Here is a 25,595-nt window from a genome sequence, read left to right on the forward strand (position 1 = left end):
CAGTGTTTGACGCTGTGTAGCACGAATTTTGATTTGAGAGCGCGGACATCTCAGCAACATGTGGGCATGTTGCGATGTCCGTGCTTCGATTATTTCGCCAGCGCTTTCAGCCACTTCCTGGCCTGGGCCTTGACGTTTGCCGGCGCCGTCCCGCCATAGGAGGTCCGGCTGCGGACCGACTTTTCCACGCCGAGCACGGCGAAAAGCCCCTGATGGATGCGTGGCTCCACCGATTGCATCTCAGCCAGCGAGAGCTTCTCCAGAGGCAGCTTGGCATCGGCGGCGAGTCCGACCAGGCGGCCGGTGACGTGATGGGCCTCGCGGAAGGGCAGATTGAGCTCGCGCACCAGCCAGTCGGCGAGATCGGTGGCGGTGGCATAGCCCGAGCCGGCGGCCGCCTTCATGCGCTTGAGGTCGGGCACCATGTCCCTGACCATGCCGGCCATGGCGGCCGTGCAGAGCGACAGCGTCTGCAGCGCGTCGAAGGCGGGCTCCTTGTCCTCCTGCATGTCCTTGCCATAGGCGAGCGGCAGGCCCTTCATCATGGTGAGCAGGCCGACCAGCGCCCCGATGACCCGGCCGGCCTTGCCGCGGACCAATTCGGCCGCGTCGGGATTGCGCTTCTGCGGCATGATGGACGAGCCGGTGGTGAACTTGTCCGACAGCGCCACGAAGGCAAATTGTGGCGTCGTCCAGATTACGATCTCCTCGGCGAAGCGGGAGAGATGCATGGCGGTGATCGAAGCGGCGGCGAGCGCTTCCAGCACGAAGTCGCGATCGGAGACCGAATCGAGCGAATTGGCGGTGGGGCGGTCGAAGCCGAGCGCCTTGGCCGTGGCGTCCCGGTCGATCGGGAAGGAGGTGCCGGCCAACGCCGCAGCGCCGAGCGGGCATTCGTTGAGGCGCCGGCGCGCATCGGCGAAGCGGCCGCGGTCGCGGCCGAGCATTTCGACATAGGCGAGCAGATGGTGGCCGAAGGTGACCGGCTGGGCCGATTGCAGATGCGTGAAGCCCGGCATCACCGCACCGGAGAAGGCGAAAGCCCTTTCGGCGAGTGCCGTCATCAAATCTTTCAGCTGAGCGTCGAGATCGTCGATAGTGTCGCGCACCCACAGCTTGAAATCGGTGGCGACCTGGTCGTTGCGCGAGCGGGCGGTGTGCAGGCGTCCGGCCGCCGGTCCGGCAATCGCCGCCAACCGCGACTCGACATTCATATGGATGTCTTCGAGCGCGCGCGAAAAAGTGAACGAGCCGCTCTCGATTTCGCCGCGGACCACCTCTAGACCGTCCGCGATGGCCTTGGCATCGGCGGCGGCAACGATCCCTTGCTTTTCCAGCATGGCGAGATGCGCCAGAGAGCCGCGGATGTCCTGGGCCCACAGGCGCTTGTCAAAGTCGATCGAGGCGTTGATCTCTTCCATGATCGCGTCCGGTCCCGACTGGAACCGGCCGCCCCACATTTTGTTGCTCATCTGGATAGGCTTTCAGTGAACGAGAATAGTCGGCAGGAATATTCCGAGAGTCAGCCACCACAAGGGTCGAACCGGCGCTGGTTGATCGGCGCGGCAATCCTGGCGGGAGCCGTGGCGGGTGTCGGCGCGGTATACGGGACAAACGGCGGCTCGGGCAATCAGGAAAGCGCATCCTGCCCCGCTTCCGCGGCAATTGCGGCCCGTGTCGACCCGCTCGCCAAGGGGGAGGTGGCGGCTCTCGCCGTCTCCAAGGCGCCTCAACCGCTGGTGCCGATCAGCTTCCAGAAGGCGGACGGCAGCAAGACGACCCTGGCCGATTTCAAGGGCAAGACCGTGCTGCTCAATCTATGGGCGACCTGGTGCGTGCCCTGCCGCAAGGAGATGCCGGCGCTCAACCAGTTGCAGGCCGATCTGGGTGGCCAGGACTTCGAGGTGGTGGCCGTCAATATCGACACGCAGGGGCCCGAGCGGGTCGACGCCTTCCTGAACGAGACCAAGATCGACAAGCTGCACCGCTACGCCGATCCTTCGACCGGCATCCTGCAGAGCCTGCGCAATGAAGGCCTCGGCCAGGGCCTGCCGACCTCGGTGCTGATCGACAAGCAGGGTTGCCGCATCGGCGCCATGGCCGGTCCGGCCGAGTGGGCCAGCGAGGATGCGAAGGCGCTGATCAAGGCGGCAATCGGGTCCTGACACTCCTTCCTACCCACTGCTCCTGTCCGCTTATGGTTTGGCGGCCGGCAGCACATAGCGGTTGAGGATGGCGGCGGCGAACCCGCCCTCGTCCTGGCCGCCATACCGCCCCGCGTGCACCATCACGGTGAGGTCGAGCGAGGGCACGATGAACAGGCGCTGCCCGCCATAGCCGAAGCCGGCGATCCAATCGACGGAGCGGTGGTCGGCCAAGGAGCGCCCGAGCCAGAACTGGAAGCCGTAGAACATGGCGCCGGGGGCGTTGATCTGCGGCGCCGTCGCCATCTCGATCCAGTTGGCCGACACGATTTGTCGGCCCTTCCACGCCCCCTTGTCGAGCACCAACTGGCCGAATTTCAGCGTGTCGGCGGGCAGCAGGCGCAGGCCCGAGGCCGCCACCGGGCCGCCGTTCTGGGGATAGCGCGCCCATTCCACCTTGGTGATGCCCATCGGCTCGAACAGATTCTCGCGTGCCAGCTCATCCAGGGGCTTGCCGGTCGCCTGCTGCAGGACGCAGGCAAGCAGGCCGGTGGTGCCGCCGCTATAGGTCCACACCAAGCCGGGATCATGGGCCACGGGCTGTTCCAGTGCATAGCGACAGGGGTCCTTGGCCATGTCCATGCGACTTTCGCTGTTGGCGGGATTATCATAAGCGAGCTGCTCGTTCCAGGCCAAGCCCGGCGACATGGTGAGGAGATGGCGCAGTGTGATGCCGCGTTTTTCCGGCGTTGCCAGATCGGCATAGACCGGCAGCACCACCAGCACCGGCTGGTCGATCGAGCCGATCCAGCCTTTGTCCAGGGCGATGCCGAACAACAGCGATACCACGCTCTTGCTGATCGAGCGCAGATCGTGCGGAACGTCCGGCCCGAAGGCAACCTCCTTGGCCGGCTGGCCCCAGTGGGAATCGGAGCCAGTGAAATAGCGTTCGAATACCAATTTGCCGTGCCGGGCGATCAGCAGGGCATGGATATTGTCCTCCTTCGCCGCGTCGAGTTTCTGGGCGAGCGTGCACAGGTTTTGCGGATCGAGGCCGACATCTTCAGGCGCAGCGATCGGCCAATCGGACGTCCCCTTGCCGGGCGTGCCGCAGGTCGATTGAGCCGCCGCCGAGCCCGATAGCCCGGCGGTGGTCATGCCGGTCAGAATGATCGCCAAGGCAACGGAAAGGCTATGGGGGCGCATGGGTGCCTCCTTGCAAAGTGTGATGGGGAAATGGGAATAGCGAGAGTTCGATCGGAATCGGCCCGGAGCTCCAGGGGCTTATCCGTGAACGAGGGAAACGAAGGGACAGCCATCTCCAATGCCACCAAAGGTGACGGGAAGGGGGCCGGAGCCTTTAGTCGTGACCGCTAGAGCAAAGCGCGTTTTGGCGAAGCCGCTTCTTTGCTCCAGCTTCTTGCTTGGCCGTGATTCCGCCTAATCCCAAAACGCTTTAGGGAACTTCCTCGATCCGGCCGCTGCCATGGATCTGCGTCGTGAGTCTGGGCTTGCCGCGCAGGGTGACGCGGCCGCTGCCGGAAAGGGTGACGTCGGCACTCTCGCTGGCGGCAATACCGGCTTCACCGCTGCCGCTGATACGGATCTCGGCCGCCTTGGCGGCCAGCTTGGCCAGATCCGCGCTGCCGGAACCGGAGATATGCAGGTTCAATTGTTCCACCGTACCCTCGCCGGTCGCCTGCGCACTGCCGTGGAGGCGAAGCGCGAGCCGATCCTGCGCGATTGCCGCAAGGTGTAGCTCACCGGATCCGTTCACCGTCCAGTCCTTGACCGGGCCGCCCGTCAGCCGGACGGTAACGGCGCCGAACGGGATATCGCAGTCATCGTCCAGGGCGAGGCGTCCCGCCGAGAGGCGGACATGGCCGGTCAGGGTGGGGTCACCGCTGATCACGGCGCTGGATTGTGGGCCGGGGGCATAGCTCACGCTTGCCGGCACGGCGATGGTCAGCGAGCCGTCATTGTCCCAGGGCAGGGTGACCGAACCAGCCTTGCCGTCGCCGCTTTGCGGCAGGGCCGGGCAGGCTCCCCATCCCGTCAGCGTGGTCCAGCGCCAGCCTCGCCAGGGCGAGCCGTCGTTCGGCCCGGCAAGGCTGGTGCCGAGGAACAGGCAGACCAGGGCGATCACGAAGGAGAAGGCCGCCAGTTTTCCAAGTTTCGAGGGCATGGTGCCTCCCATGGCGCCTGCTCGGCGCGAGCATTGTCACGATGCGGCGCCGGAGCGTGGTGAGGAAGTGAGCAAGCGGGTGTAGCGCCGGGCATGTGCAGCCATCGCCCTCAGCCCGGCATTGAGGCCGAGCAGGAAGAGGCAGCTCAGACACACCGCCAGGGCGATGAAACCGAAGCCGACCAGGGCCCGCCCGAGATGGGTGAGCAGGGGCGCGCCATCCCACATGAAGGTCGAGTGGAGCACGATCGCCGATCCGCCGAGCGCCAAGGCGAGGGCAACCAGGCCGAGGGCAAGGAAGACCACCAGGAGGATCGACAGGACGGGCAGCAGCACGAAGAGATCGAGCATGGCGAGGCCGGTGAGCGCGGCGATCGCGCCCAGTATGGTGGATGGGCTCGGCCGCGCCTGCAATTGGCGCAGGCCGCTTTCCGCCTTGAGTGCCCGGGCAAGCTGGGCAGGATCGCCAAGCATCTGCACGACACTGTCCTCGCTACGCCCGGCCTCCTGCGCATCGGTGAAATAGGCGGCGTAGTCAACCAAGACCTCGTCGATCTCCGCTGCCGGCAGCCCGTCGAGACCGGCCTTCAAGGCGTCGAGGAATTCCTGGCGAGAGAAGTCCTGGCGAGTCATGGCATGCCTTCCATAAGCCGGTCGACGGCGGTGACGAAGTCACGCCATTCGCGCTGACGGGCCACATAGTTGGCCTGGCCGGCCGGCGTCAGACGGTAATATTTGCGTGGCGGGCCGCTGGCCGATTCCTCCAGCCTTGTACTGACCAGCCCCTCGGTCTGCAGCCGGCGCATCAGCGGGTAGATGGTGCCTTCGCCCATGCCGACACGCTCGGAGAGCGTGCTGGCGATCTCATAGGCATAGCTTTCACGCCGGTGCAGCAGAGCCAGGACGCAGAGTTCGAGCGCGCCCTTCTTGAGCTGGATGTCGATGGAATCGGTCATGGCCTCCCTACTCTTCAAGGAGGAGAATAATGCAAGGTACCTTTTAATGCAAGGTACCTTGCATTGTTTATTTGGGCAGGCAGATCGCCGAAAGCGGCTGATGATGTGCGGGAGAGGTTGAGGCTTGATGGAGGAGGGCAGCGCGACCTGCGCAGCTTTTGGGCCAAAGCCCGCGCCTATATGTCTTCACGCCACGTCTCGAAAATACCGACAGAGCGAAGACAGATCGTCCCGGGCAGAGCCAGGTCAAAGCGGATGGGTATCACACCCGGTGATAGGGATGGCCGGCGATGATGGTGGCGGCGCGGTAAAGCTGTTCGGCCAGGAGGATGCGCACGATCTGATGGGGCCAGGTCATCTTGCCGAAGGACAGCGAGAGGATCGCACGCGACCGGATTGCGTCGCCATGGCCGTCGGCGCCGCCGATCAGGAAGGCAAGGGATTGGGTGCCGCCGTCGCGCAAGCCGGCAATCCGCGCGGCAAAGGCCTCGCTGCCGGGCGAGCTGCCGGTTTCATCCAGGGCAATGATGGTGGCCGTGCCAGCAGCGGCGAGCAGCTTGTCGGCTTCCTCGGCCTTGCGGTCCTCGGGCCGCCGGGCGCGGCTTTCGTCGATTTCGATGATGTCGAGCGGGCCAAGGGCCAAGCTCCGCCCGCTGGCATTCAGCCGCTCAGCATAACGAGCCACGAGATCGCGTTCCGGGCCGGCTTTGAGCCGGCCGACGGCGCAGATCATCAGGCGCATGCTCGCTTTAGAGCAAGGGTGCGATTTCTTCGAATCGCGCTTTGCTCTAACTCCTTGTTTTGACGCATTTTCTCAATCGAAAAGTCTATCAACTTTTCTGGAAAATGCTTTAGCTCGGAAGCAACTCGTTCGGGCGGCCTGACGACCACATCTTCTCGAGATTGTAGAAGGCGCGGACCTCGGGGCGGAACACGTGCACGATGACGTCCCCGGTATCGAGCAGCACCCAGTCGCAGACCGGGACACCTTCGATCCGGGGATTGCCGTGTCCGTTTTCCTTGAGATCCTTGGCGATGCGATCGCTGATCGCGCCGACATGTCGGGCAACCCGACCTGTCGCGATGATCATGACGTCGGCGATTGCACTCTTGCCGCGCAGATCGATTTCCACAATCTCCTCAGCCTTCATGTCATCAAGGCAGTTGAGGATCAGGCGAACCGTAGCTTCAACGTCCGGGCGGATCGCTCGGCTCACGGGATGAAGCGGAATCACGTCCGCTTCGCGTCTCACCAACGTGGTCAGGGGCACACCCTCTTGCTCATTGATTCGCGGACCTCCGCGAATTCCACTCGCTCCACAATATTAGCAAGCCATCGCGTCGATTCAATGACGCCAATAGAATTAAGCCTGCTCCGACATAGTTAATAAGTGGTTAATTTTTACCTTATGGGCAAGCCCTGGCCATTGACCCGCAAGGCGGTGGAGGAATTGGCATCGAGCGGCGCGTGCAGGAAGATCCAGGCGGGCGCCCGGCGATATTTCAGCGTCGCGGCCTGATATTCGGGGACGCGATAAGCGGCGAGTACACGGGCCGCCTTGGCAAGCGGGCCCTTGGTGGTGGCGCCGGGGCGGGCCACCACGGCAATGGCCACCCGCGAAGCGATGGCCTGCCATTGCTGCCAGCGATGGAAGCCGGCGAGATTGTCGGCGCCCATGATCCACACGAAGGTCACGCCCGGGCAGCGGCGCTGCAGCCAGGCGATGGTGTCGTAAGTGTAGCGGGTATGAATATCGGCCTCGATGCCGGTCACTTCGATGCGAGGGTGGTCTGCGAGCCGGCGTGCGGCCGCCACCCTGAGTTCGAGCGAGGGCAGGGCCCGATTGTCCTTGAGGGGGTTGCCGGGCGTCACCAGCCACCAGACCCGGTCCAGCCCGAGCCGCGTCAGCGCCACCAGGCTGGCATGGCGATGGCCTTCATGAGGCGGATTGAAGCTGCCGCCGAACAGCCCGATGGTCATCCCCGGGGCGAAGGCGGGCAGGCGGCGGGCATCGGCAGGCGAGAGTGGAGGCATCACAACCGCATTCCCCTCTCCCTGGCGGGGAGAGGGGCTAGGGGCGAGGGGGAAAACATGCATGGTGCCCTCAAAAGACCCTCACCCCTAGAGCAAAGCGCGTTTTAGCAAAAACGCCCTTTTCTCTAGTCTCATGTTTCCCACGCGTCTTTGCGATTCCAGGTGCTCCCGTCTAATCGCAAAACGCTCTAGCCCCTCTCCCGACTAGGGAGAGGGGAGATGACTACGCGTTGGCCGCGATCTTTTCCCATTCGCGGATGTCGACGAAATGGCCGACGATGGCGGCAGCAGCAGCCATCTGCGGCGAGACCAGGTGGGTCCGTCCCTTGTAGCCCTGGCGCCCCTCGAAGTTGCGGTTCGAGGTCGAGGCGCAGCGCTCGCCGGGAGCGAGCTTGTCGGCATTCATGGCCAGGCACATCGAGCAGCCGGGCTCGCGCCAGTCGAAGCCGGCGGCCCGGAAGATCTTGTCGAGGCCCTCGGCTTCGGCCTGCATCTTCACCAGGCCGGAACCCGGCACGATCATGGCATTGACATTGGCGTTGACCTGGTGACCTTCGACGATGCCGGCGACGGCGCGCAGATCCTCGATGCGGCCATTGGTGCACGAGCCGATGAAGACGCGATCGAGCTTCAGGTCCTGGATGCGCTCACCACCCTTCAAGCCCATATAAGCCAAAGCGCGTTGGATCGACGCCTTCTTGTGTTCGTTGGCGGCATCCTCGATGCGTGGCACATTGCCGGTGATCGAGGCAACATCCTCCGGGCTGGTGCCCCAGGTGACGATCGGCGGCAGTGCGGCGGCGTCGAGTTTCACCTCGCGGTCGAAATGTGCGCCTTCCTCGGTGTAGAGTGTTCTCCAATAGGCCAAAGCCCGCTCCCAGGCTTCGCCCTTCGGCGCCTTGGGGCGATCCACGAGATAGGCAAAGGTCTTCTCGTCGGGCGCGATCAGGCCGGCGCGGGCGCCACCTTCGATCGACATGTTGCAGATGGTCATGCGGCCCTCCATCGAGAGGGCACGGATGGCGTCGCCGGCATATTCCAGCACATGCCCGGTACCACCTGCCGTGCCGATCTCGCCGATGATGGCCAGGATGATGTCCTTGGCGGTCACGCCGTCCGGCAGCTTGCCGTCGACGGTGACCCGCATATTCTTGGCCTTCCGCTGGATCAGCGTCTGCGTGGCGAGCACATGCTCGACCTCGGAGGTGCCGATGCCGTGCGCCAGCGCCCCGAAGGCGCCATGCGTGGAGGTGTGGCTGTCGCCGCACACGATCGTGGTGCCAGGCAGGGTGAACCCCTGCTCGGGGCCGACGATGTGGACGATGCCCTGGCGCTTGTCGAGCTCGGAATAATATTCGACGCCGAAATCCTTGGCGTTCTGGGCGAGCGTCGAGACCTGCATGGCGCTTTCGGGGTCGTCGATGCCCTTGGAGCGGTCGGAGGTCGGCACGTTGTGGTCGACGACGGCCAGGGTGCGCTGGGGCGAGTGCACCTGGCGGCCCGAGACGCGCAGGCCCTCGAAGGCCTGCGGGCTGGTCACTTCATGCACGAGGTGACGGTCGATATAGAGCAGGCTCGTCCCGTCGGCGGAAGTTTCGACGACGTGATCGTCCCAGATCTTGTCATAGAGCGTGCGGGGAGCCATGGCTTTTCCTAGAGTGTGACGTCGATTTGACGCTGATGTAGTCAAAAATGCCCGTATGGAAAAGAGTGTAAAAACTAACAGCCTAATTAGGTAGTTTGGCGATCTCCTCAATGAATCGCTTTCCCAACCAGTTTAGTTGATCCGGTGCGTTTTCGATGAACTCGTCGATCGATGGCACTTGAAATTCGCGCGAATCAAAGACCTCCCAGCCGAGCTGATTGCTGGACCAGCCAATCTCGGCTTCACCCTGCCATTGTCCCATCGTGTGACGCATGAGGAACTGCATACCGAGGGCCTGCCGTCTGGAATGGATCGGCGTCTTGATATCTGCGTTCAGATAAAGGAGCAGAACTTTGCCGTCAGTCGCGTAGTCGTCGGGCCCTTTGTCGGATGGCACGACCGAGATCTGGAGATTGTGGAGGCTTTGTTTCTTACTTGCCTCATTCAGGCTTCAATGAAGCTCCGATGAGCAACGGCGAGACAGCCCAGGAAATCCAGTACTGTCTCGGTGGATTCTGCTGCCATCACGGCCCTTCCGTCACGCCCACCATCGGTCCCAACGTGGTCCAGCCGCCGATGGCCGGCATCGGGGGTGCGTAGAGGGTGGAGATCGAGCCGTCGAGGAAGAGGGCGTTTTGGGTGCCCAGGCCGTCACGGAACAGTTCAGCGAAATCGTGGAAGCTCACCGGCTCGGCCGAGATGGCGAAGATCACGATCTTGCCGTCGCGCACGCCAACGCCATTGCGGATCTTCTCGGAGGGACCGTCCGGCTGGATCTTGGGATGGATCTGGCCGTCGATCACCAGCATAGGGCCGGATTGCGTGGCGAAGCGGGCATTGATGCGGGCTTTCAGAAACCGGCTCGTCTCCATCACGCCGGCCTTGCCGTCGCCGAAATAGAACACGCCATTGGGCTTGAGATGGAAATTGCCAAAGCCGTTGCGGGTGTTGGCGTTGTGCAGGATGCGGCCATTCTCGACATAGAGGCCGACGGGGCCGAGCGCCTTGTCATACATGCCGGCATTCATGGCGAAGATCAGCTTCTTGCCCTGGGCGCCCAGTTCCTGGGCGAGCCGGTTCGGACTGCCGAGCGGCGTGCCGTCGGCGCCGCGCCAATAAAGGGCCAGGCTGTCGTTCGACAGATCGAAGCGGCACACGATGTAGCTGCGCCCCTTCGAGGTCACGTCCTCGCAGGCAGCTTCGGCCGCGACGGCCGATCCGATCAGGGCGACGATGGTTGCCAGGCCCAGTAAGGTCCGGCGCAGAAACGACGGCAAGCAACAACTCCTCAGAGCAAAGCGTGTTCAGCGGGTCTGAGTGGTCAGGATCTTGAAGGCGAACAGCCCGAAGACCCCGGCGAAGGTGAAGTCGATGCCGCGCAGTACGCGTGGGCGCGCCTTCAGCCACGACACCACCTTCTCAGCCCCGAGAATCAATAGAAACGCAAACGGCAGATTGATGGCAATGAAATAGAGTCCCAGGAAGAAAAGTTTCTGGGAGGCATGCGGGTCGGTGGCGTCGACGAATTGCGGCAGGAAGGTCAGGAAGAACAGCACTACTTTGGGGTTGGTGAGGTTGATGCCGAGCCCGACCGTGAAAGTGGCCCAGAATCCTGCCTCCTGCTTGGTCTCGTCGCGAATGTTCAGGGCAGAGCCGGAGCGGATCGCGCCATAGGCAAGCCAGAGCAGATAGAGCGCGCCGACGATCTTCAGCACGGTGAAGGCGGTGGCCGAGGCCGCCAGCACGGCCGACAGGCCGACCGCGGCAAAGAAAGTATGGAACAGGCAGCCGACCTGCGTACCCAGCATAGCGGCGGTACCGCCGCGCCGGCCGCCGGAAATGGTCTTGGCCAGCCATAGGCTCATGTCGGGACCGGGCGTGATGAACAGGAACACACAGGCGATCGAATAGAGGGCGAGCGTATGGAGATCGGGTAGAAAGGTCATCGCGACAATCCGCCGGCACAAATCGGGTATGTGTCTGCTACACCCTGACGCGCATTTGGGGAAGGATTTGGTAGCGCCGACGCCCCTATCCTAACTGGCCTATCCGGCTGCGGCGGGAGGCAAGGCCAAGGCCGCATTGGCGGCGACGGCGGCGCCGAGCGAGGCACGGCCCTCACCGTCGAGCGTGCGCACCGCCACGGTGCCGGTGGAGAACTCGATGCCCTGTTCGGGCAGGATGCGGACCAGACGCTTGAGCGCCTCGCGCTGGATGAAGGTCGGCTTGTTCGGTTTGACCGTGAATTTGAATCGGACGACGATGGCGTTGTCGGTGATGTCGAACACGCCCTGCATCTTCAGCGGGGTGAGGAACTCCTCCTTCATCTCGGGATCCTCGAGCATGTCCTGGCCGATCTTCTTGACCGCCTTGCGCAGCTTTTCCAGATCGGTCTCGCGTGCGAAGCGTAGCGGAAATTTGATGGTCGCCCAGTCGCGGCTGTAATTGGTGACCTGGCCGAGCTGGCCGTAGGGGATGGTGTGCACCGGCCCGTTCTGGTGACGCAGGCGCAGGGAGCGCAGGGTGAAGCCCTCGACGGTGCCCTTGGCCTTGCCGACATCGATATATTCACCGACCCGGAAGGCATCGTCGATGAGGAAGAACACACCCGACACCACGTCCTTCACCAGGGTTTGCGATCCGAAGGAGATGGCAAGGCCGAAAATCGAAGCACCGGCGATCAGCGGCGTGACATTGACGCCGAGCTGAGACAGGACGGTCAGCACGGCCAGGATGGAGATCGCGATGGCCAGGCCGATGCGGAAGACCGGCATCATGGTGGCGACGCGCGAGGCGGTGGAAACCGGAGCTTCGTCCTCGGTGTCGCTCGCGCCCGGCTGGAGAGGAGAGCCGCTGCGGCCAGAGGAATAGCGGTCGGTGATGTAGCGCACCAGTTCCCAGGTGCAATAGGCGGCAAAGGCCGTCAGACCGGCCGAGAAGAGGCTGCGCGCCACCCTGTTGAAATCGTCGCCGGCCATTACGCCGCTGACATCGACGGCCCAGGTTCGGCCCAGGGCGCCGATCGCCAGGATCAGGACGCCGAAACGGGCGCAGCGCGCCAGCGCTTCCGCGCCCCTTGGATGGATCAGGCGGACGCCGTCGGTCTGATGCTGAAGCATGATGCGGATACGGTGCACCAGTGATTCGACCACCAGCAGTGCTACCAGAATCGCCAGCGTCAGCATCAGGGCGCCGGAGATGCGCGTCTGGCCCGCCACGGCCGCATAGATATCGGCGGTGACGAACAAGGCAAACAGCAGCATGGCTCCAAGGAACCAGTGCTTGGCGATCGTGGTCTTGACCGGGCTGGCATGGGCGGGATTGGCGACGCCGATGAACCAGCGGCCGATCGGGCCGTTGAGCCGGATACAGACGGCCACCATGCCCAGCATCATGATCACGGCGCCATAGAGCTGGGCGGTTCCCACCGCCAAAGGCGGGGATTGCAACGCACGCAGCACATCAGCCAGCACGGTGTTGAACAAGAGCAGCAGAATTGCAAACGAAGCGCCACGATAGATTGCCCGTGCATCGGCATCCCCGAGATCGGGCAGGCGCGCCTCGGCCAGGCGTGGCTGCAGGGTGAAGCGGAACACCGCCTGGAGCATACGCCAGATCAGCATGGTCTTGAGCATGGCGATGGAGAAGCGGGTCTGTGGCAGGTCGCCCATGAAGCGGGCCGCCTCGCTGGCGTTTCCGACGACCCAGAGCGCGATCAGGGGAGGCAATTCCAAGGCCCCGAGGCCGAGCAGGGCCCTTATGCCATGCAGCCCATGCATCCGGATCACCAGGCGGCGCCGCAGGGGTGTCAGCAGCAGCCGGACTACCCATTCTGCCGCAAGGGCCGCCGCCAGCGCGCCGATCAGCAGCAGAAAATAGCGGCCGAGGCTCCTGCCATTGTTGAAATCAGCATCGAGCCTGGTGATCAATTTGCCCAATTCGGCCCAAAGAGCCGGCAGGCCGGTGACGAGGCCGCCGACATGCATGAACATCTCGGTCTGCTGGGCACTCGCCATCTGCATGCCGCTGCCGTCAGGGCCGGGCGGAACGGGTTGTGTGCCCTGGGCCTGCAATTTCTTCATGACGGACTGGCTGATGGCTTCCACCATCGTATCCATCTGCTGCTGGCTCATGACGGGAGCGGCAGGAGCCGAGGGCGGTGGCGTTCCCTGCGCCCAGCAAGGCCAGCTTGCCAGGGCGAAAACCAGGAAGAGCCAACGCAAGCCGCCAGGCAGTTTCAAGGCAAACGTCCTCCAAAACGTCTTGCGGCTTGCCGGCATGAGCCAGGAATCGCAAGACGCTATAGCCAATCCCGTTGGATTGGCTGGAAACAAAGAGTGAGAGCGAACCGACGTCCACGCCTGAACGCGTTTTGCTCCAGCCGCCGACGGGCAGGCGCAGGGCCTTGCTTGCCTGACCGAAAGACGGACAATTCACGACACAGGGCGAAGGGGCGGTCAATGGCCCCGTAACGGCAATCTGCTACTTTCGCGTCAGCAGGACGGTGGAATTCGCCTGTCGCGATATGGGCATGTCCTCGCAATCCAGGCTGCGCAGCTCATAGGCTGCGAGTGCCGACTGGGCCGTCGCCGTCAGAGCCTCGATCTGTACCGGCGAACGGCCGGCCTTGGCGAGCAGGCGTGGATGGAAAGCGATCAGGGCCGCGACGGTGCGCGGGCCGAGGAGAGGCGCGAGGTACGGCAAGAGCTGATATTCGGCCCCTTCCACATCCATTTTGAGGACGATGCGCTCGGCATCCCCCGCCATGGCCGCGATGTCGGCAGGTAGAATGGCCTCCGCCTCCCACAGCGCGACGCCGCTGTCTGCGGCCAGGATGCTACCCATGCTGTCGCCGGGTTTCCTGGGCGACCCTAGCCTGACGCGCCCCGGCGTCGGCGACACCGCGGCATTGTGGAGGCGGATGCGCGATGACAGCGTCGGATTGGCGGCGACATTGGCGCTGATGAGCTCGAAGGCGCGCGGGTCGGGCTCGAAGGCGAGGACATCGGCCCCGAGCGCAGCGGCTGTCAGGGTGATCGGTCCGATCCAGCCGCCGATATCGATGAGCAGCGTATCAGGGCCGGCGAGCGCGTGCACACTCGCCAGTGTTTCCGGTTCCCAGGTGCCGCTCTCGGCCTTGTCCCAGAAGCCGTCCTTGTCGTCGGCGACGCTAAAACGCGTGCCGGCAACGGTACGCAACCGGGCGTTCACGCCGCTTTGCTCTGCAGCTCGGCTGCCTTCTGCCGGCGCAATTTATTGAGCTTGATCTTGAAGCCCATATTGTCGGCGTTGGAATAGGAGCAGCTCTGGCAGATATCGAACTGCTTGGTGTAACCGTGGCGCCGAGCCTTGGCGGCTTCGTCCGACAGATAGGCCTGCTTGAAGCCGACCTTGTCGACATTGGGCAGCTTGATCATGCGGTCATAGTCGATGCAGCACAGGCCGAGATCGCCTTCCCAGAACACCACGGTCTGATAGAGCGGCACGTCGCAGAGCAGGCTGATCTTCTCGTTCTGGTGGCGCTGCAGATCGTGGTTCTTCGGCACGAGGTGGCCGTATTTCGTCTGCTGGTCGTCGTCGGTATAGGAACCCAGGCTGAAGGTCTTGAAGCGCACCTGGTCGAAGCCGATATTGTCGGCCCACTCCACCATCGCGTCGATCTGCTTTTCCGAATAGGAGGTCAGCAGCGTCTGCAGCACGGTCACCGTCTTGGTGATGCCGAGGCGCTGCTTGATGGCGAGGAAGTTCTCGATATTGGCTTTCACCTGCTCGAATTTCGAGCCGACGCGATAGGATTCCTGCGCCTCGGCGTCGAAGCCGTCAATGCACAGGTTGATGCGGCCAAGCCCGGCCTGGAGCATCTTCTCGATCAACTCGGAGGAGAGCTTGGTGGCGTTGGTCGAGACGAAGGTATCGTGCCCGCGCTCGTTGGCGTAGGCGATCATCTCGGGCAGCGCCTTGTTCATGGTCGGCTCGCCGGAGAAGTTGAAATACATCGCCGGCTTTTCCTTCTCGTCGACGAAATCGTCGACGATCTGCCGGAATATTTCCATCTTCATCAGGCCGCGTGGCCGCGTCATGGCGAAAGTGACCGGGCAGACGGGGCAGCGCAAATTGCACGAATTGGTGACGTCGACGACGATGATCGTCGGCAATTTCTTGAAATAGCTGAGCGGAATATGGCTGGCAGCGTAGGTGAACGCCTTGCGCGCCAGAGGCGATTTCTGGATCTGGTCCGTCACCTTGTCGCGCATGCGGTGCAGCAGCTTGGGGGCGGCGGACTTGGTTCCAATCGCAGTCAGATCAAGCACGGTCTTCTCCATCCGGCACACCGGATCAAGGCCGGTGGCTTGAGCCCGTGTGTAGCGCAGATTTGGCAGGAGTGCGACAGGCGGCGCTCAAATTCGAGTGATGGTGGTCCCGGCATGACGCGCCGTGCCGGATGCCGGGAAAGCACCCTTCAGAGCCGTACTGGATCCTCGCCATCGGCAGCGCCGTCCAAGCCCGCTCCGGTCGATGCGCCGCTTCCCGCGGCAATTCGGGAAGGCCTTCGCTGAGGGCCGGCACGGTGCGGCCTGCCGGAATGCGGCGTTGCAGGATCTTCGCGTCTCACTCCGCCGGTACGGGCGTTTCATCCAGCGTATAGAGCGTGATCGGCTTGTCCCGACCGACGATGTGCAGATGCTTGCCGTTCTGGCGGCGCAGCGACATGCCGGAGCGCTGCATCGCTTCCTCGGAAATCAGGCAGTCGGTCAAATAGTCCTTGGTGGCAGCCTCCAGCCGGCCGGCAATGGTGACGGTGTCGCCGAGCGCGACCAGGCGCATGCCGCGTTCGCTGTCGCCGACACGGGCGATGATGGCAGGGCCGGAATGGATGCCGATGCCCACCCGCAGCGGGATCGAGAGCGCGGCTCCGAATTCGGTGTTGAGGCCTTCCACGCTCTTGAGCATGCCCCTGGCCGCCCGGATGGCATCGGCTGCGCCGCGTGAGGGCTCGTCGCCAAGGCCGAAGACCGCGATCAGCCCGTCGGCCGCAAAGGCATCGACGCGGCCGCCATGGGCTTCGGCGGCCTGGGTCATTTCCTGCACGAAGCGGTTCATCAACAGCACGATGTCATAGGGAATCTGCAGCCTCGTCATCGCGTTGAAGGCGCGGATGTCGACGAAGAGCGCGGTGATCTCGCGTTCGGCGCCCCAGCGATAGAGATCATCGCCGCTGCGCCCGCGCATGCCTGTCGGCACGATCGGCAGCAGGATCTGCACGGAGATGTCGTGGTCGGGGCGAAGCTGACAGGCGAGGCGCACATTGGCGGGTGCCGAGATGCGCTCCAGCATGGTGCGCTCGGCCTTGCTCGGAGCCGGCAGGGCACTTGCGTCGGAGGTGACCGCCACCCGGCAGGTCGAGCAGCGCCCGCGTCCGCCGCATTGGGCGGGGTGGGGGATGGCATTGGCGCGGCTGGCTTCGAGCACGGTGGTGCCGCGCGGGATCTTGAAGGTACCATGGCCGACATAGCGGATGGCGACCGTGCCGGAACGCAGCCGCAGTACGACCCGGAGAATCATCACGAAGGCAACAAAGGCGATCACGGCGGCAAGGCCGAGCAGCAGCCATTGTCCGGCAACGAGCAAGGCCATGGTGTGATCGGCGGCGATCGGTGAAGGCGTGCGGCCGGCGGCCTCGAGCTCTCGGCTGGCGGAGAAGAAGCCCGCCAGCGCCAGCGTGGGCAGCATGCCCATGCCCAGGATCAGCAGGTCGCGCCAGCGCGCATAGAAGGAGCGGCTGCGCAACACCTGGCCGATGCCGATGCAGCCATGGGTCCAGGCGCAGAGCAGCAGCAGGATCTGCTTGACCGGTCCGCCCTGCCAGATTCGCGCCAGCACCTCGCCATAGCTTTCGCTGTAGCCATAGAGCGAGGTGACACGCGTGCCCAGCACATGGGAGATCAGGAAATAGGGAATGGCCAGGCCGAGGGCGATCTGCACCAACTCCTCGAGCGGCATGCGCGAGATGCGCCGCGTGGTCAGTCGCTTGAGCGCGAGCGCGGCATGGGTCAACAACGCTCCGTAGAGGAGCGCGGTGCCGCCATAGGACTGCCAGGCCCAGATGCGCCAGCGCTGCACGGCCTCCATGGTCGCTACGCCGAACACGCCGAGGGCGTGGTTGAGCAGGTGGGTGGTCACGAAGGCGAACAGCACGACCCCGGCCCAAAGCCGCAACTCGCGCTCCCGCGGCAATCGCCATTCGATTTGCCCGGGTGCGCTCTCGGTGTCGCTCATGCGGTCGAACTCGTGAAGATGAGTGCCGGGATGCGGCAGTCGGTCAAAGGGGTGGCCCCTGCGTCACTGAGGCAAAGCTCGTTTTAGCGAAAACGCGATTTTACTCTAGCTCTTTGTTTCCGAGCCAATCCAACGGATCGGCTGGAGCGTGTTTGCGATCCGCGGTGACGCCCTCGAGCATTCAGGCTTGAATGCTTGGGCGCCAGCCTGCCACTAGTGCATTTTCTGCAGCAGCGCGAGCAGCGCGTCGATCTCTTCCTCGCTGTTGTAATAGTGCGGGGAGGCACGCACCAATATCGGCAGATGGCGGGCGAGCGCATCGAGCAGAGTGCTGCCCGGCCTGGATATGCTGAGATTGATGCCGGCTTCGGTCGCGCGGCGGCGGACCTCCTCCGCCTCTAGGCCATCGACCGCGAAGGTGACGATGGCCGCCGGGTGCGGGCCGAGATCGAAGATGCGCAGGCGCGGGAGCGACCGCAAGCCCTCCCGCAGCCGCTGTGACAGCGCCAGGCAGCGTTCGCGAATCGCCTCGATGCCGACGGCGAGGGCGTAATCGGTGGCGACGCCCAGCCCGAGCCGCGCAGCGTAATTGTTCTCCCAACTCTCGAAGCGCCTGGCATCGTCGCGCAAGCGATAATGATCCTTGTCGACCCAGGTTGCGCCGAAATGATCGATCATGGGCGGCTCGAGCGTGAGGCAGAGCTTGCGGCGCACATAGAGGAAGCCGGTGCCGCGCGGCCCGCGCAGGAATTTGCGGCCGGTCGCGGACAGCATGTCGCAGCCGAGCGCCTCGACGTCGACAGGCATCTGTCCGACCGCCTGGCAGGCATCGAGAAGATAGGCAATGCCATGGCGCCGGGCCACGGCGCCCACGGCGGCGGCTGGGTTGACCAGTCCGCCATTGGTCGGGATCCAGTTGATGGCGATCAGGCGGACCCTGTCGTCGATCATGGCCTCGAGCGCGGCGGGGTCGAGCACGCCGTCGGCATCGTCGGGAATGACCTCGATCACCGCACCGGTTCGCTTGGCGACCTGCAGGAAGGCGATGTAGTTGGCGCCATACTCGGCCGTGGTGGTGAGAATGCGGTCGCCGGGCCGGAAAGGGAGAGCATAGAACGCCATCTGCCAGGCGACGGTGGCATTCTCCGTCAAGGCGATCTCGTCGCGGGCGCCGCCGACGAGGCGGGCCAGGCTGTCATAGACACTGTCGAGACGGGCTGCCGATTCTTCGGCGGCCTCATAACCGCCGATCTCGGCTTCGCGCCTGAGATAGGAGGTCATCGCATCGACCGCTGGCGCCGGCATCAGGGCTGCGCCAGCATTGTTGAGATGGATGCGATTGGCGACACCGGGGGTTTCGGCACGAAGGCGATCGAGCGCAAGGGACATGGCGGTTCCTTAGGCGTCCCTCGATCCGATGGAGTCATCCGGAATCGCAAAGACGCGTCGAAACGGAATCGGAACGAAACTGCGTTTGAAACGCACCTCGCTCCAGGGGATGGCATGGCGCCATCTGCCCCCGAGTCCTGCCTGCCAAGCCTTCACAATGCAAGTAATTGTAGGTAAATTCGCCAAGCAAGATGTGGCCGCCGCAAAGCTGCAGCGGCTGGTTGAAGCGCACCCGTCAGGCGCCTCAATGCGTCAGGCGCTTCAATGCGTTAGGACGTGGGCGTCCTGCGTGGCGATCTGCATGACGCGGCGCGCCAGTTCCTTGGCGATCGACATCGAGAATTGCGGATTGTCCTGCATCATGCGCAGCAGGCAGTCCTTGTTGATGCGCATGACCGAAATCTCGGTATGAGCCCGCGCTGAAGTGAAACGGCGTGCGTCGCAAAGCACCGCGACTTCGCCGATCATGCTGCCCGGGCCTTCGGTGCCGACAGTGATGAGGCTCTCGCCGTTCTGGGCAAGAACTTCGACTTCGCCCTTGAGGATGACATAGGCAGCGTCAGGAATCTCTCCCACCTTGAAGAGATAGTCGCCCTTCTCGAAGGTCAACTGCTCGCTCATGCAGGCAAGCAGCCGCATCTTGCACGGATCTATACCCGTGAAGATCGCCGCGTTCCTGATGGTCTTGACTTCCAGATCGAGATCCAAGGTCCCTCTCCCCGCTCAACCCAAACAACCCCTCGTTGAGCAATCGAGGCAAAATCCAGCTGCAATCCAAGCATCATTTAGGCACTCTGCGCAAGAGTAACAATATCGCGAGTGACGATTCTTGATCCCTCGAACTCGATGATCCGGTCGAATCCCTCTGCCTGGCCGCTGCTCGGCAGGGTTGCAATCAAGGTGCGCCCCTGCATGGCGCTGCGCACGCTATGGAGAAGCTCCTCGGCTTCCGTGCTGGAAAAGGCCAAAAGCGCGTTCTCCATCACCAGAATCTGGGGATTGGCGACCAGGGCCCGGGCGATGGCGATGCGGGCGCGCTGCGCCGGCTGCAACTGCCAGCCATTCTTGCCGACTTCGAAATTCAGTCCGAGGGCGAAGATGTCCTTGTCGAGGCCGAGTTCCTCGACGACGGCCCGCGCCAGCGCGTAGACGCGCTCGGGAGCATTGGCGATGCCATAGCTGATGCGCCCGAACAGGATGTTGTCTCCCACCGGGGCGGCGCGCATGTAGCTGGCGGGATCGTAGAACTCGATCTCACCGCTGTAATGGGAGGGCAGGTGGGTACGGAAGCTGTGGCGAGCGCGCAGCACACGCGCCATGAAAGCCTCGGTGACCAGACCCAGGCGATGGCGCGGCTCGATATAGGCAAGGCCCGCGCCGAGCAACCGCGTGCGCGCCGAGGATGAGAGCGCCCTCGTGGTGCCGCGTGCGTGCACGGAATCCACGATCTCCTGGAAGCGCGGCAGGTCCTCGGGGCGAATCGCCGAATAGCGCTCGAACACGGGATGTTCGGGCGGCAGGCCGGCGAAGGTTTCCACGGCCATCTCGGCCACGCGCAGGCCGAAATCGATCAGGGGCTCCAGCAGGGCCTCGGCCTCGAGGATGGAGCGCATGAAATTGTTGCGTTGCAGGCTGTCCATATGCAGCTTCTTGCCCTTGGGCACGCCGAAGAGCAGGTTTTCGCCGACAGAGGCGCCGGCGTTGTAGAGCTGGGGGTCGAAGGGATCGACCAGATGGGACATGCCCTTGCTCGCGAGGCGCTCGCGCACGACCTGGCGTGCCCGCACGAATCGCTCGAGGAAAGCGTCGCTATGGCTGTCGTCGAAGCGGCCGCGCACGCCGAAGCGGTTGATGTCCGCGAAGGCGCCGGCGGCGTCGAGCGCCCTGCGAATCGCGTCGTCGACTTCCTGCGGCCCGGCCACGCCCAGCGCCTGGTAGTCCGTCCAGTCGGCATCGGCTGAGATCAGCGGATTGCCGGACCGGCGTGCTTCGAGGAAGGTCTTGTATTGCACGTTGTCGGACACGAGCACCGAGATGTCGCCGAGGGCGGGCGGCCGGCGCTGGGCGGCGAACAGGATGTTGTCGCGGATGGAGCCGGGCGAGAGCAGGGCATCCGGGCCGACGAAGGACAGGATCTGGCTGAGTTCGAGGTCGGAGAACGCTGAAATTTCGGTTTCGCCGATCTTCACGCTGCCCTGATAGGCCAGGAACTGGCGGCCGACGATGCGGGCCATGATGTCCCGGCCGGAGCCGGCCGGCCCGACCAGGGCGATGTGACCAGGCCTTTCCAGCGTTAGGGAGAGACGGTCGAGCAGCGAGACGCCACGGGCATCCTGCACGCTAACCGAGGTAAGCTGGATCGGTGTGTCGGCGGGGGGAATCGCCGTGGTCTTGCCATTGGCCGGCGGCAGCAGGCGCTCGGGCGAGAACTGGGCGGCGACCTGCTCATATTTCACCTGCACGTCCTGGCGCTGCTGGTCCCAGGTGATGAGGTCGTTGATCGGCGCGGGAAGATCCTTGTAGGCATTGATCACGGCAATGAGGGAGCCGATGCTCACCGTGCCGATCACGGCAAAGTACCCGCCCACGGCGTAGAAGATGAAGGGCGTGAGCTGGGCCAGGAGGTTGTTGAGGAACTTGACCGCGAATTTGCGGCGGAACAGGTTGGCGCGGATCGTGTAGAGGCCACCCAGCCGGTCGCCGATCTCGGCCTCGACATAGCGCGTGGCGCCGAAGGTGTGGAGGGCGGGGGCCGTCTCGATCGCCTCGCCGATTCGCCCCGCGAGTTGGCGCGACGCCAGCTGGCGTTCGCGGCCGAGGCGGATCTGCTCGCGCCGCAGGATCGGGATGATGATCGCCTGGGCCAGCACCACGACGAGGGCGGCCAGGCCCAGGCTCGGGCTCTGCATCAGGATGAAGAGCAAAGCGGTGCCGGCCTGTGTGATCAGGAAGATCGGCTGGATGAAGGCATCGCCGATGAAGCCGCCGATCGGGTCGACTTCGTCCTTGATCATCCCGGCCACCTCGGCCGGCTTCAGGGGAGCGATGTCCTCGGGCCGGAAGCGCATCAGGATCGAGAACAGATCGAAGCGCAGGCGCCTGAGCATGCGCTCGCCCAATATGCCCTTGCGGATGTTGATGACATATTTGAAGGCGCCGTTGATCAGCACCAGCACCAGGAACCACAGGCTGAGCGCGAACAGGAAAGGTATCCGCGTGAGCTCGAGGCCGTCGAAGATCCGCCAGGTGGCGCCGCCGAGGAAATCGGGCAGCGAGAGCGACATCTCGAACAGGCGCGCCGTCTTGTTGCCGCCTTCGAAGGCGCCGTTCTGAATCGCCTGGTTGACGATGTGCTTGGGGACTTCCAGCGATATCCAATAGAAGGGCAGGGACACAAGAATCACCAGCAGCAGGAAGATCTGCTCGCCGCGCGAGTGCCGCCAGACATATCGAAAGAGGCTAGGGTCCAACGGGTGACACCTGTTTTCCAGTGTCGTGGAAGTAGGAGCTTGCAGGGCATCCGTCAACGAGGCTGCCATGTTAGCTGACAAAAGCTTGTTACATAACCATGTTTAGCGTTCGTATTTGCGTATCGTGGCTGCCAGGGTTGGCAGGTGCAGGCGGGCGTTCATTGCACTGAGAATGCCGCCATCTGCCCGTTGTCGCTGCGACGCGGTATGTTTATGATGAACCCGAAGTGGTATCGGATGGTGGCGGTGCTGCTTGGCTGGCCGCGCTGTTTGGCGCGAGCCGCTATACGGCGTCGATCAGGATCGAATTGGGTATTAATGCGTAGAGCATCCAGCAAAGGCTCGGGGGGCTAGTCGTCATGTTGCATCAGCCCGGGCCGGGAATATCCCGTCGCGCGCCACGCAGCTCCGGCGGCCCGCGCGTGATGATCTACAGCCATGATACTTTTGGCCTTGGCCATCTCAGGCGCTCGCGCGCCATCGCCAACCGCCTGGTCGAACGCCACCCCGACGCCTCGATCGTCATCATCTCCGGCTCCCCGGTGATCGGCAGCTTCGAATTCGGCGACGGGGTCGACTATGTGCGCGTGCCTGGCGTGGTCAAGCATGCCGATGGCAACTACACCACCCTCAGCCTCAACCTGTCGCTCGACGAAGCGGTGGCGATGCGCGAGGGTATCATCCTGCAGACAGCCCGCGCATTGAAGCCGGACCTGGTGATCGTCGACAAGGAGCCGACCGGTTTCCGCGGCGAATTGCTGCCGGCGCTCGAGGAACTGCACCGGGCCGGGGCCCGTATCGTACTCGGTGTGCGCGACGTGATGGACGACCCTTCGGTGCTGGCGCCGGAATGGGAGCGCAAGGGCGCCGTCGATGCGCTGGCGCGCTACTACGACGACGTCTGGGTCTACGGCCTGCGCGAGATCTACGAACCGCTGGCCGGGCTTGACCTGCCCGAGCATGTCCGTCGGCGCATCGTCTATACCGGTTTCCTGCGCCGCGAACTGCCGCCTCAGCCGCAATTGATCCGCTATCCCAAGCTGACCAAGGGCCCCTTCGTGCTGGTCACCACCGGCGGTGGCGGCGACGGGCATGAACTGGTCGACTGGGTGCTGTCGGCCTATGAGCGCGATCCCGGCATTCCGACCCCCGCTCTGCTGGTGTTCGGGCCGTTCGTCGCCCGCGACCGCCGTGGCCCCTTCATGGAACGCATCGCCCGCCTGCCCAACGTCGATGCCATCACCTTCGACGCCAAGATCGAGCATCTGATGGTGAAGGCCCAGGGCATCGTCTCGATGGGCGGCTACAACACCTTCTGCGAGATCCTCTCGCTCGACAAACGGGCATTGATCGTGCCGCGCACCACGCCCCGGCGCGAGCAGACGATCCGCGCCGAGCACGCCACCCGCCTCGGGCTCGTCTCCATGCTGGACGGCAACAACCTCAATCCCGGCGCCCGCCGCGATCCGCTGGAGATGGCGCAGGCCATCCGCAACCTGCCCGACCAGCCCCTGCCGTCCAAGGCATTCCTGCCCCATCTGCTCGATGGCCTCGACCGCATCGAGCAATTGGCGACACCCTGGTTCGAGGCCAGGTCAGGCGCGGTCCCGCTGGGGCGCGTTGCTGGAACCTGACCATTTCCCGGGCGCTCGAGAAAAGTCCCTGCTAAAGCGAGCAGTTACCAACAAAGCTTTTCCGTGACCGGATCTTGATGTCATCAACCCGCACTCCCATTGCCATCGTCGTCAAGGGCTATCCCCGCCTGTCAGAGACCTTCATCGCCCAGGAGGTCCTGGCGCTGGAGCAGGCGGGCTTCGCCTTCGAGATCTGGTCGCTGCGCCAGCCGACGGACGGGGCCGTGCACATGCTGAACCGGCAGATCAAGGCCCGGCCGGTCTACCTGCCCGAATATCTGCACCAGGCCCCGCTGCGGGTGCTGGCGGGGGCGATCAGCGCCCTCAAGCGTCCCAGGCTCTTCAAGCTGATGGGGCTGTTCACGCGCGATCTCAGGCGCGATTTCAGCGCGAGCCGGGGCCGCCGCCTCGGCCAGGCCCTGGTGATGGCGCGCGAGCTTGATCCGGCTGTCAGCCATATCCATGTGCATTTCCTGCACACGCCGGCCTCGGTGGCGCGCTACGCCGCCTTGCTCACCGGGCGGACCTTCAGCTTCTCGGCGCATGCCAAGGACATCTGGACCACCACCGATTGGGAGAAGCGCGAAAAGATCGCCGACAGCCTATGGGGTGTCACCTGCACGCGTGGTGGCGTCGAGGCCTTGCAGAGACTGGCGCCGGCTGGGGATCCCGAGCGTGTCAGCCTGCTCTATCACGGGCTCGATCTCGGCCGCTTCCCGCTGCCGCCGGCCGTGCGCCCACCCCGCGACGGCAGCAGCGCCGAGGCGCCGGTGGAGATCGTCACGGTCGGGCGCGCGGTGGCCAAGAAGGGGTTCGACGATCTGCTCGCGGCACTGGCGCGGCTGCCTCCGAGCCTCCATTGGCGCCTCACCCATATTGGCGGCGGCGAGCTGCGCAAGGCGCTGCAGGCCCAGGCCGAGAGCCTTGGCCTGTCCAACCGAATCACCTGGCGGGGGGCGCTGGCGCAAAGCGATGTGATCGAGGCCCTGCGCATGGCCGATCTGTTCGTGCTGCCCTGCAAGGAAGGCGAGGGCGGCGACCGCGACGGACTGCCCAATGTGATCATGGAAGCGGCGACCCAGGCTCTGCCCATCCTCTCCACGCGTTTTGCCGGCGTGCCGGAATTCGTGCGCGAGGGCGAGGAAGGGCTGCTGGTGCCGCCGAGCGATCCGGCAGCCCTCGCCGAAGGGTTGCGTTCCCTGGCCGAAGATCCCGTCTTGCGCCATCGCCTGGGAGCCGGCGCTTATCGGCGGGTGCGCGAAGCCTTCTCCTTCGAAGCCGGCATTGCGGCGCTCGCCGGCAAGTTCGACGCGGTGCTGGCCGGACAAGGCGCGGCCGTGGCGTCCGCACCGACCCTGGCGGAGCAGGGTTCGTGAGTCGCCTCGACAGTTTCATCCGCCGGGTCAGCGCCCAGCGCGACGTGCTCGACCATGTCTGCGGCCTGATCGACGGGCTGCCCGGCCCGGTGCTCGAACTTGGGCTCGGCAATGGGCGGACCTTCGATCATCTGCGCGAGAGACTGCCAGGCCATCGTATCATCGCCTTCGACCGAGCCCTCGGTGCGCATAAGAGCTCGGTGCCGCCTGAGGACGATCTCGTGCTCGGCGAAATCCGCGAGACCGCTGCCCGCTTCACCGGCATTGGCGCGGCGCTGGTGCATGCCGATATCGAAACCAATTATGCCGAAGTCGACGCCGAGACGATGCGCTGGCTGCCGCCTTTGGCCGCCGGCCTGCTGCAGCCCGGCGGCGTCGTCGCCAGCGGCCTGCCATTGCGGCATTCCGCGCTCCAGCATCTCGATCCGCCGGCCGACGTGCCGGCCGGGCGCTATTTCCTCTATCGGCGCACCGTGTAGGGACG

Annotated in this window: 23 protein-coding genes; 4 read left to right on the forward strand and 19 right to left on the reverse strand. The window is 64.2% G+C overall.

Translation table 11 applies throughout. The features are described 5' to 3' along the window. Window positions 1-89: 89 nt before the first annotated feature. Complete coding sequence (argH, locus tag ACN6KF_RS22920) at window positions 90-1,472, reverse strand: argininosuccinate lyase (RefSeq protein WP_434959062.1); 1,383 nt, start codon at window positions 1,470-1,472, stop codon at window positions 90-92. A 15-nt stretch (window positions 1,473-1,487) separates the two neighbouring features. Here argH and tlpA point away from each other — a divergent pair, with 15 nt between their 5' ends. Then, window positions 1,488-2,165, forward strand: coding sequence for a thiol:disulfide interchange protein TlpA (gene tlpA / locus ACN6KF_RS22925; protein WP_434959063.1), 678 nt, complete (start codon window positions 1,488-1,490; stop codon window positions 2,163-2,165). A 30-nt stretch (window positions 2,166-2,195) separates the two neighbouring features. Here the strand turns inward: tlpA and ACN6KF_RS22930 are convergent, their stop codons facing one another. From ACN6KF_RS22930 to ACN6KF_RS23015, 18 genes are all read right to left on the reverse strand, one after another. Next, window positions 2,196-3,350 carry a serine hydrolase domain-containing protein gene (locus tag ACN6KF_RS22930; protein ID WP_434959064.1) on the reverse strand — a complete coding sequence of 385 codons (1,155 nt, stop codon included), beginning with the start codon at window positions 3,348-3,350 and terminating at the stop codon, window positions 2,196-2,198. 250 nt (window positions 3,351-3,600) lie between these two features. Beyond that, a complete protein-coding gene (locus ACN6KF_RS22935; protein WP_434959065.1) occupies window positions 3,601-4,329 on the reverse strand; it encodes a GIN domain-containing protein in 729 nt (242 codons plus the stop codon). Between the two features lie 36 nt (window positions 4,330-4,365). After that, window positions 4,366-4,962 (reverse strand): DUF1700 domain-containing protein, encoded by a 597-nt coding sequence (locus tag ACN6KF_RS22940; RefSeq protein WP_434959066.1) that lies wholly within the window; start codon window positions 4,960-4,962, stop codon window positions 4,366-4,368. After that, entirely contained in the window at window positions 4,959-5,285 is a 327-nt protein-coding gene (locus tag ACN6KF_RS22945) for a PadR family transcriptional regulator (RefSeq protein ID WP_434959067.1), read from the reverse strand. Before ACN6KF_RS22945 ends, ACN6KF_RS22940 begins: the two co-directional genes overlap by 4 nt. Window positions 5,286-5,547: 262 nt before the next feature. Continuing rightward, a complete protein-coding gene (rlmH, locus tag ACN6KF_RS22950) occupies window positions 5,548-6,027 on the reverse strand; it encodes a 23S rRNA (pseudouridine(1915)-N(3))-methyltransferase RlmH (RefSeq protein ID WP_434959068.1) in 480 nt (159 codons plus the stop codon). A gap of 109 nt (window positions 6,028-6,136) precedes the next feature. Beyond that, window positions 6,137-6,520 (reverse strand): ribosome silencing factor, encoded by a 384-nt coding sequence (rsfS, locus tag ACN6KF_RS22955; protein ID WP_434959069.1) that lies wholly within the window; start codon window positions 6,518-6,520, stop codon window positions 6,137-6,139. Window positions 6,521-6,687: 167 nt separating this feature from the next. Next, window positions 6,688-7,320, reverse strand: a complete 633-nt coding sequence (locus ACN6KF_RS22960; RefSeq protein WP_434959070.1) for a nicotinate-nucleotide adenylyltransferase — start codon at window positions 7,318-7,320, stop codon at window positions 6,688-6,690. A 223-nt stretch (window positions 7,321-7,543) separates the two neighbouring features. Next, complete coding sequence (gene leuC / locus ACN6KF_RS22965) at window positions 7,544-8,965, reverse strand: 3-isopropylmalate dehydratase large subunit (RefSeq protein WP_434959071.1); 1,422 nt, start codon at window positions 8,963-8,965, stop codon at window positions 7,544-7,546. An 82-nt stretch (window positions 8,966-9,047) separates the two neighbouring features. Beyond that, window positions 9,048-9,362 carry a hypothetical protein gene (locus tag ACN6KF_RS22970; RefSeq protein WP_434959072.1) on the reverse strand — a complete coding sequence of 105 codons (315 nt, stop codon included), beginning with the start codon at window positions 9,360-9,362 and terminating at the stop codon, window positions 9,048-9,050. A gap of 127 nt (window positions 9,363-9,489) precedes the next feature. Then, window positions 9,490-10,242, reverse strand: a complete 753-nt coding sequence (locus tag ACN6KF_RS22975; protein WP_434959073.1) for a phosphodiester glycosidase family protein — start codon at window positions 10,240-10,242, stop codon at window positions 9,490-9,492. Between the two features lie 27 nt (window positions 10,243-10,269). Continuing rightward, entirely contained in the window at window positions 10,270-10,911 is a 642-nt protein-coding gene (locus ACN6KF_RS22980; protein ID WP_434959074.1) for a LysE family translocator, read from the reverse strand. A 99-nt stretch (window positions 10,912-11,010) separates the two neighbouring features. Beyond that, window positions 11,011-13,206: a mechanosensitive ion channel family protein gene (locus tag ACN6KF_RS22985; RefSeq protein ID WP_434959075.1), complete on the reverse strand. Its 2,196-nt coding sequence runs from the start codon at window positions 13,204-13,206 to the stop codon at window positions 11,011-11,013. Between the two features lie 241 nt (window positions 13,207-13,447). Continuing rightward, window positions 13,448-14,176 carry an FkbM family methyltransferase gene (locus ACN6KF_RS22990; protein WP_434959076.1) on the reverse strand — a complete coding sequence of 243 codons (729 nt, stop codon included), beginning with the start codon at window positions 14,174-14,176 and terminating at the stop codon, window positions 13,448-13,450. Next, entirely contained in the window at window positions 14,173-15,276 is a 1,104-nt protein-coding gene (locus ACN6KF_RS22995; protein ID WP_434959077.1) for a radical SAM/SPASM domain-containing protein, read from the reverse strand. The genes ACN6KF_RS22990 and ACN6KF_RS22995 overlap by 4 nt, the downstream gene beginning before the upstream one ends. A gap of 298 nt (window positions 15,277-15,574) precedes the next feature. Beyond that, entirely contained in the window at window positions 15,575-17,242 is a 1,668-nt protein-coding gene (locus ACN6KF_RS23000) for an adenylate/guanylate cyclase domain-containing protein (RefSeq protein ID WP_434959078.1), read from the reverse strand. Window positions 17,243-17,455: 213 nt separating this feature from the next. Continuing rightward, the gene (locus ACN6KF_RS23005) at window positions 17,456-18,631 is read right to left on the reverse strand and encodes an aminotransferase class V-fold PLP-dependent enzyme (protein ID WP_434959079.1); all 1,176 of its coding nucleotides are present in this window, start codon (window positions 18,629-18,631) and stop codon (window positions 17,456-17,458) included. A gap of 261 nt (window positions 18,632-18,892) precedes the next feature. Next, window positions 18,893-19,339, reverse strand: coding sequence for a cyclic nucleotide-binding domain-containing protein (locus ACN6KF_RS23010; protein ID WP_434959080.1), 447 nt, complete (start codon window positions 19,337-19,339; stop codon window positions 18,893-18,895). Window positions 19,340-19,416: 77 nt separating this feature from the next. Next, window positions 19,417-22,101 (reverse strand): ABC transporter transmembrane domain-containing protein, encoded by a 2,685-nt coding sequence (locus ACN6KF_RS23015; RefSeq protein WP_434959081.1) that lies wholly within the window; start codon window positions 22,099-22,101, stop codon window positions 19,417-19,419. 359 nt (window positions 22,102-22,460) lie between these two features. On the opposite strand from ACN6KF_RS23015, the gene ACN6KF_RS23020 reads away from it, so the two are divergent. The 3 genes from ACN6KF_RS23020 to ACN6KF_RS23030 all read left to right on the forward strand — a co-directional run bounded on the left by ACN6KF_RS23020 (window position 22,461) and on the right by ACN6KF_RS23030 (window position 25,590). Next, window positions 22,461-23,735, forward strand: a complete 1,275-nt coding sequence (locus ACN6KF_RS23020) for a glycosyltransferase family protein (RefSeq protein WP_434959082.1) — start codon at window positions 22,461-22,463, stop codon at window positions 23,733-23,735. A gap of 77 nt (window positions 23,736-23,812) precedes the next feature. Then, a complete protein-coding gene (locus ACN6KF_RS23025) occupies window positions 23,813-25,111 on the forward strand; it encodes a glycosyltransferase family 4 protein (protein ID WP_434959083.1) in 1,299 nt (432 codons plus the stop codon). After that, window positions 25,108-25,590: a class I SAM-dependent methyltransferase gene (locus tag ACN6KF_RS23030; RefSeq protein WP_434959084.1), complete on the forward strand. Its 483-nt coding sequence runs from the start codon at window positions 25,108-25,110 to the stop codon at window positions 25,588-25,590. Before ACN6KF_RS23025 ends, ACN6KF_RS23030 begins: the two co-directional genes overlap by 4 nt. Window positions 25,591-25,595: the final 5 nt, after the last annotated feature.

The organism is Labrys methylaminiphilus subsp. lupini (assembly GCF_051161885.1).
Taxonomy (GTDB): domain Bacteria; phylum Pseudomonadota; class Alphaproteobacteria; order Rhizobiales; family Labraceae; genus Labrys.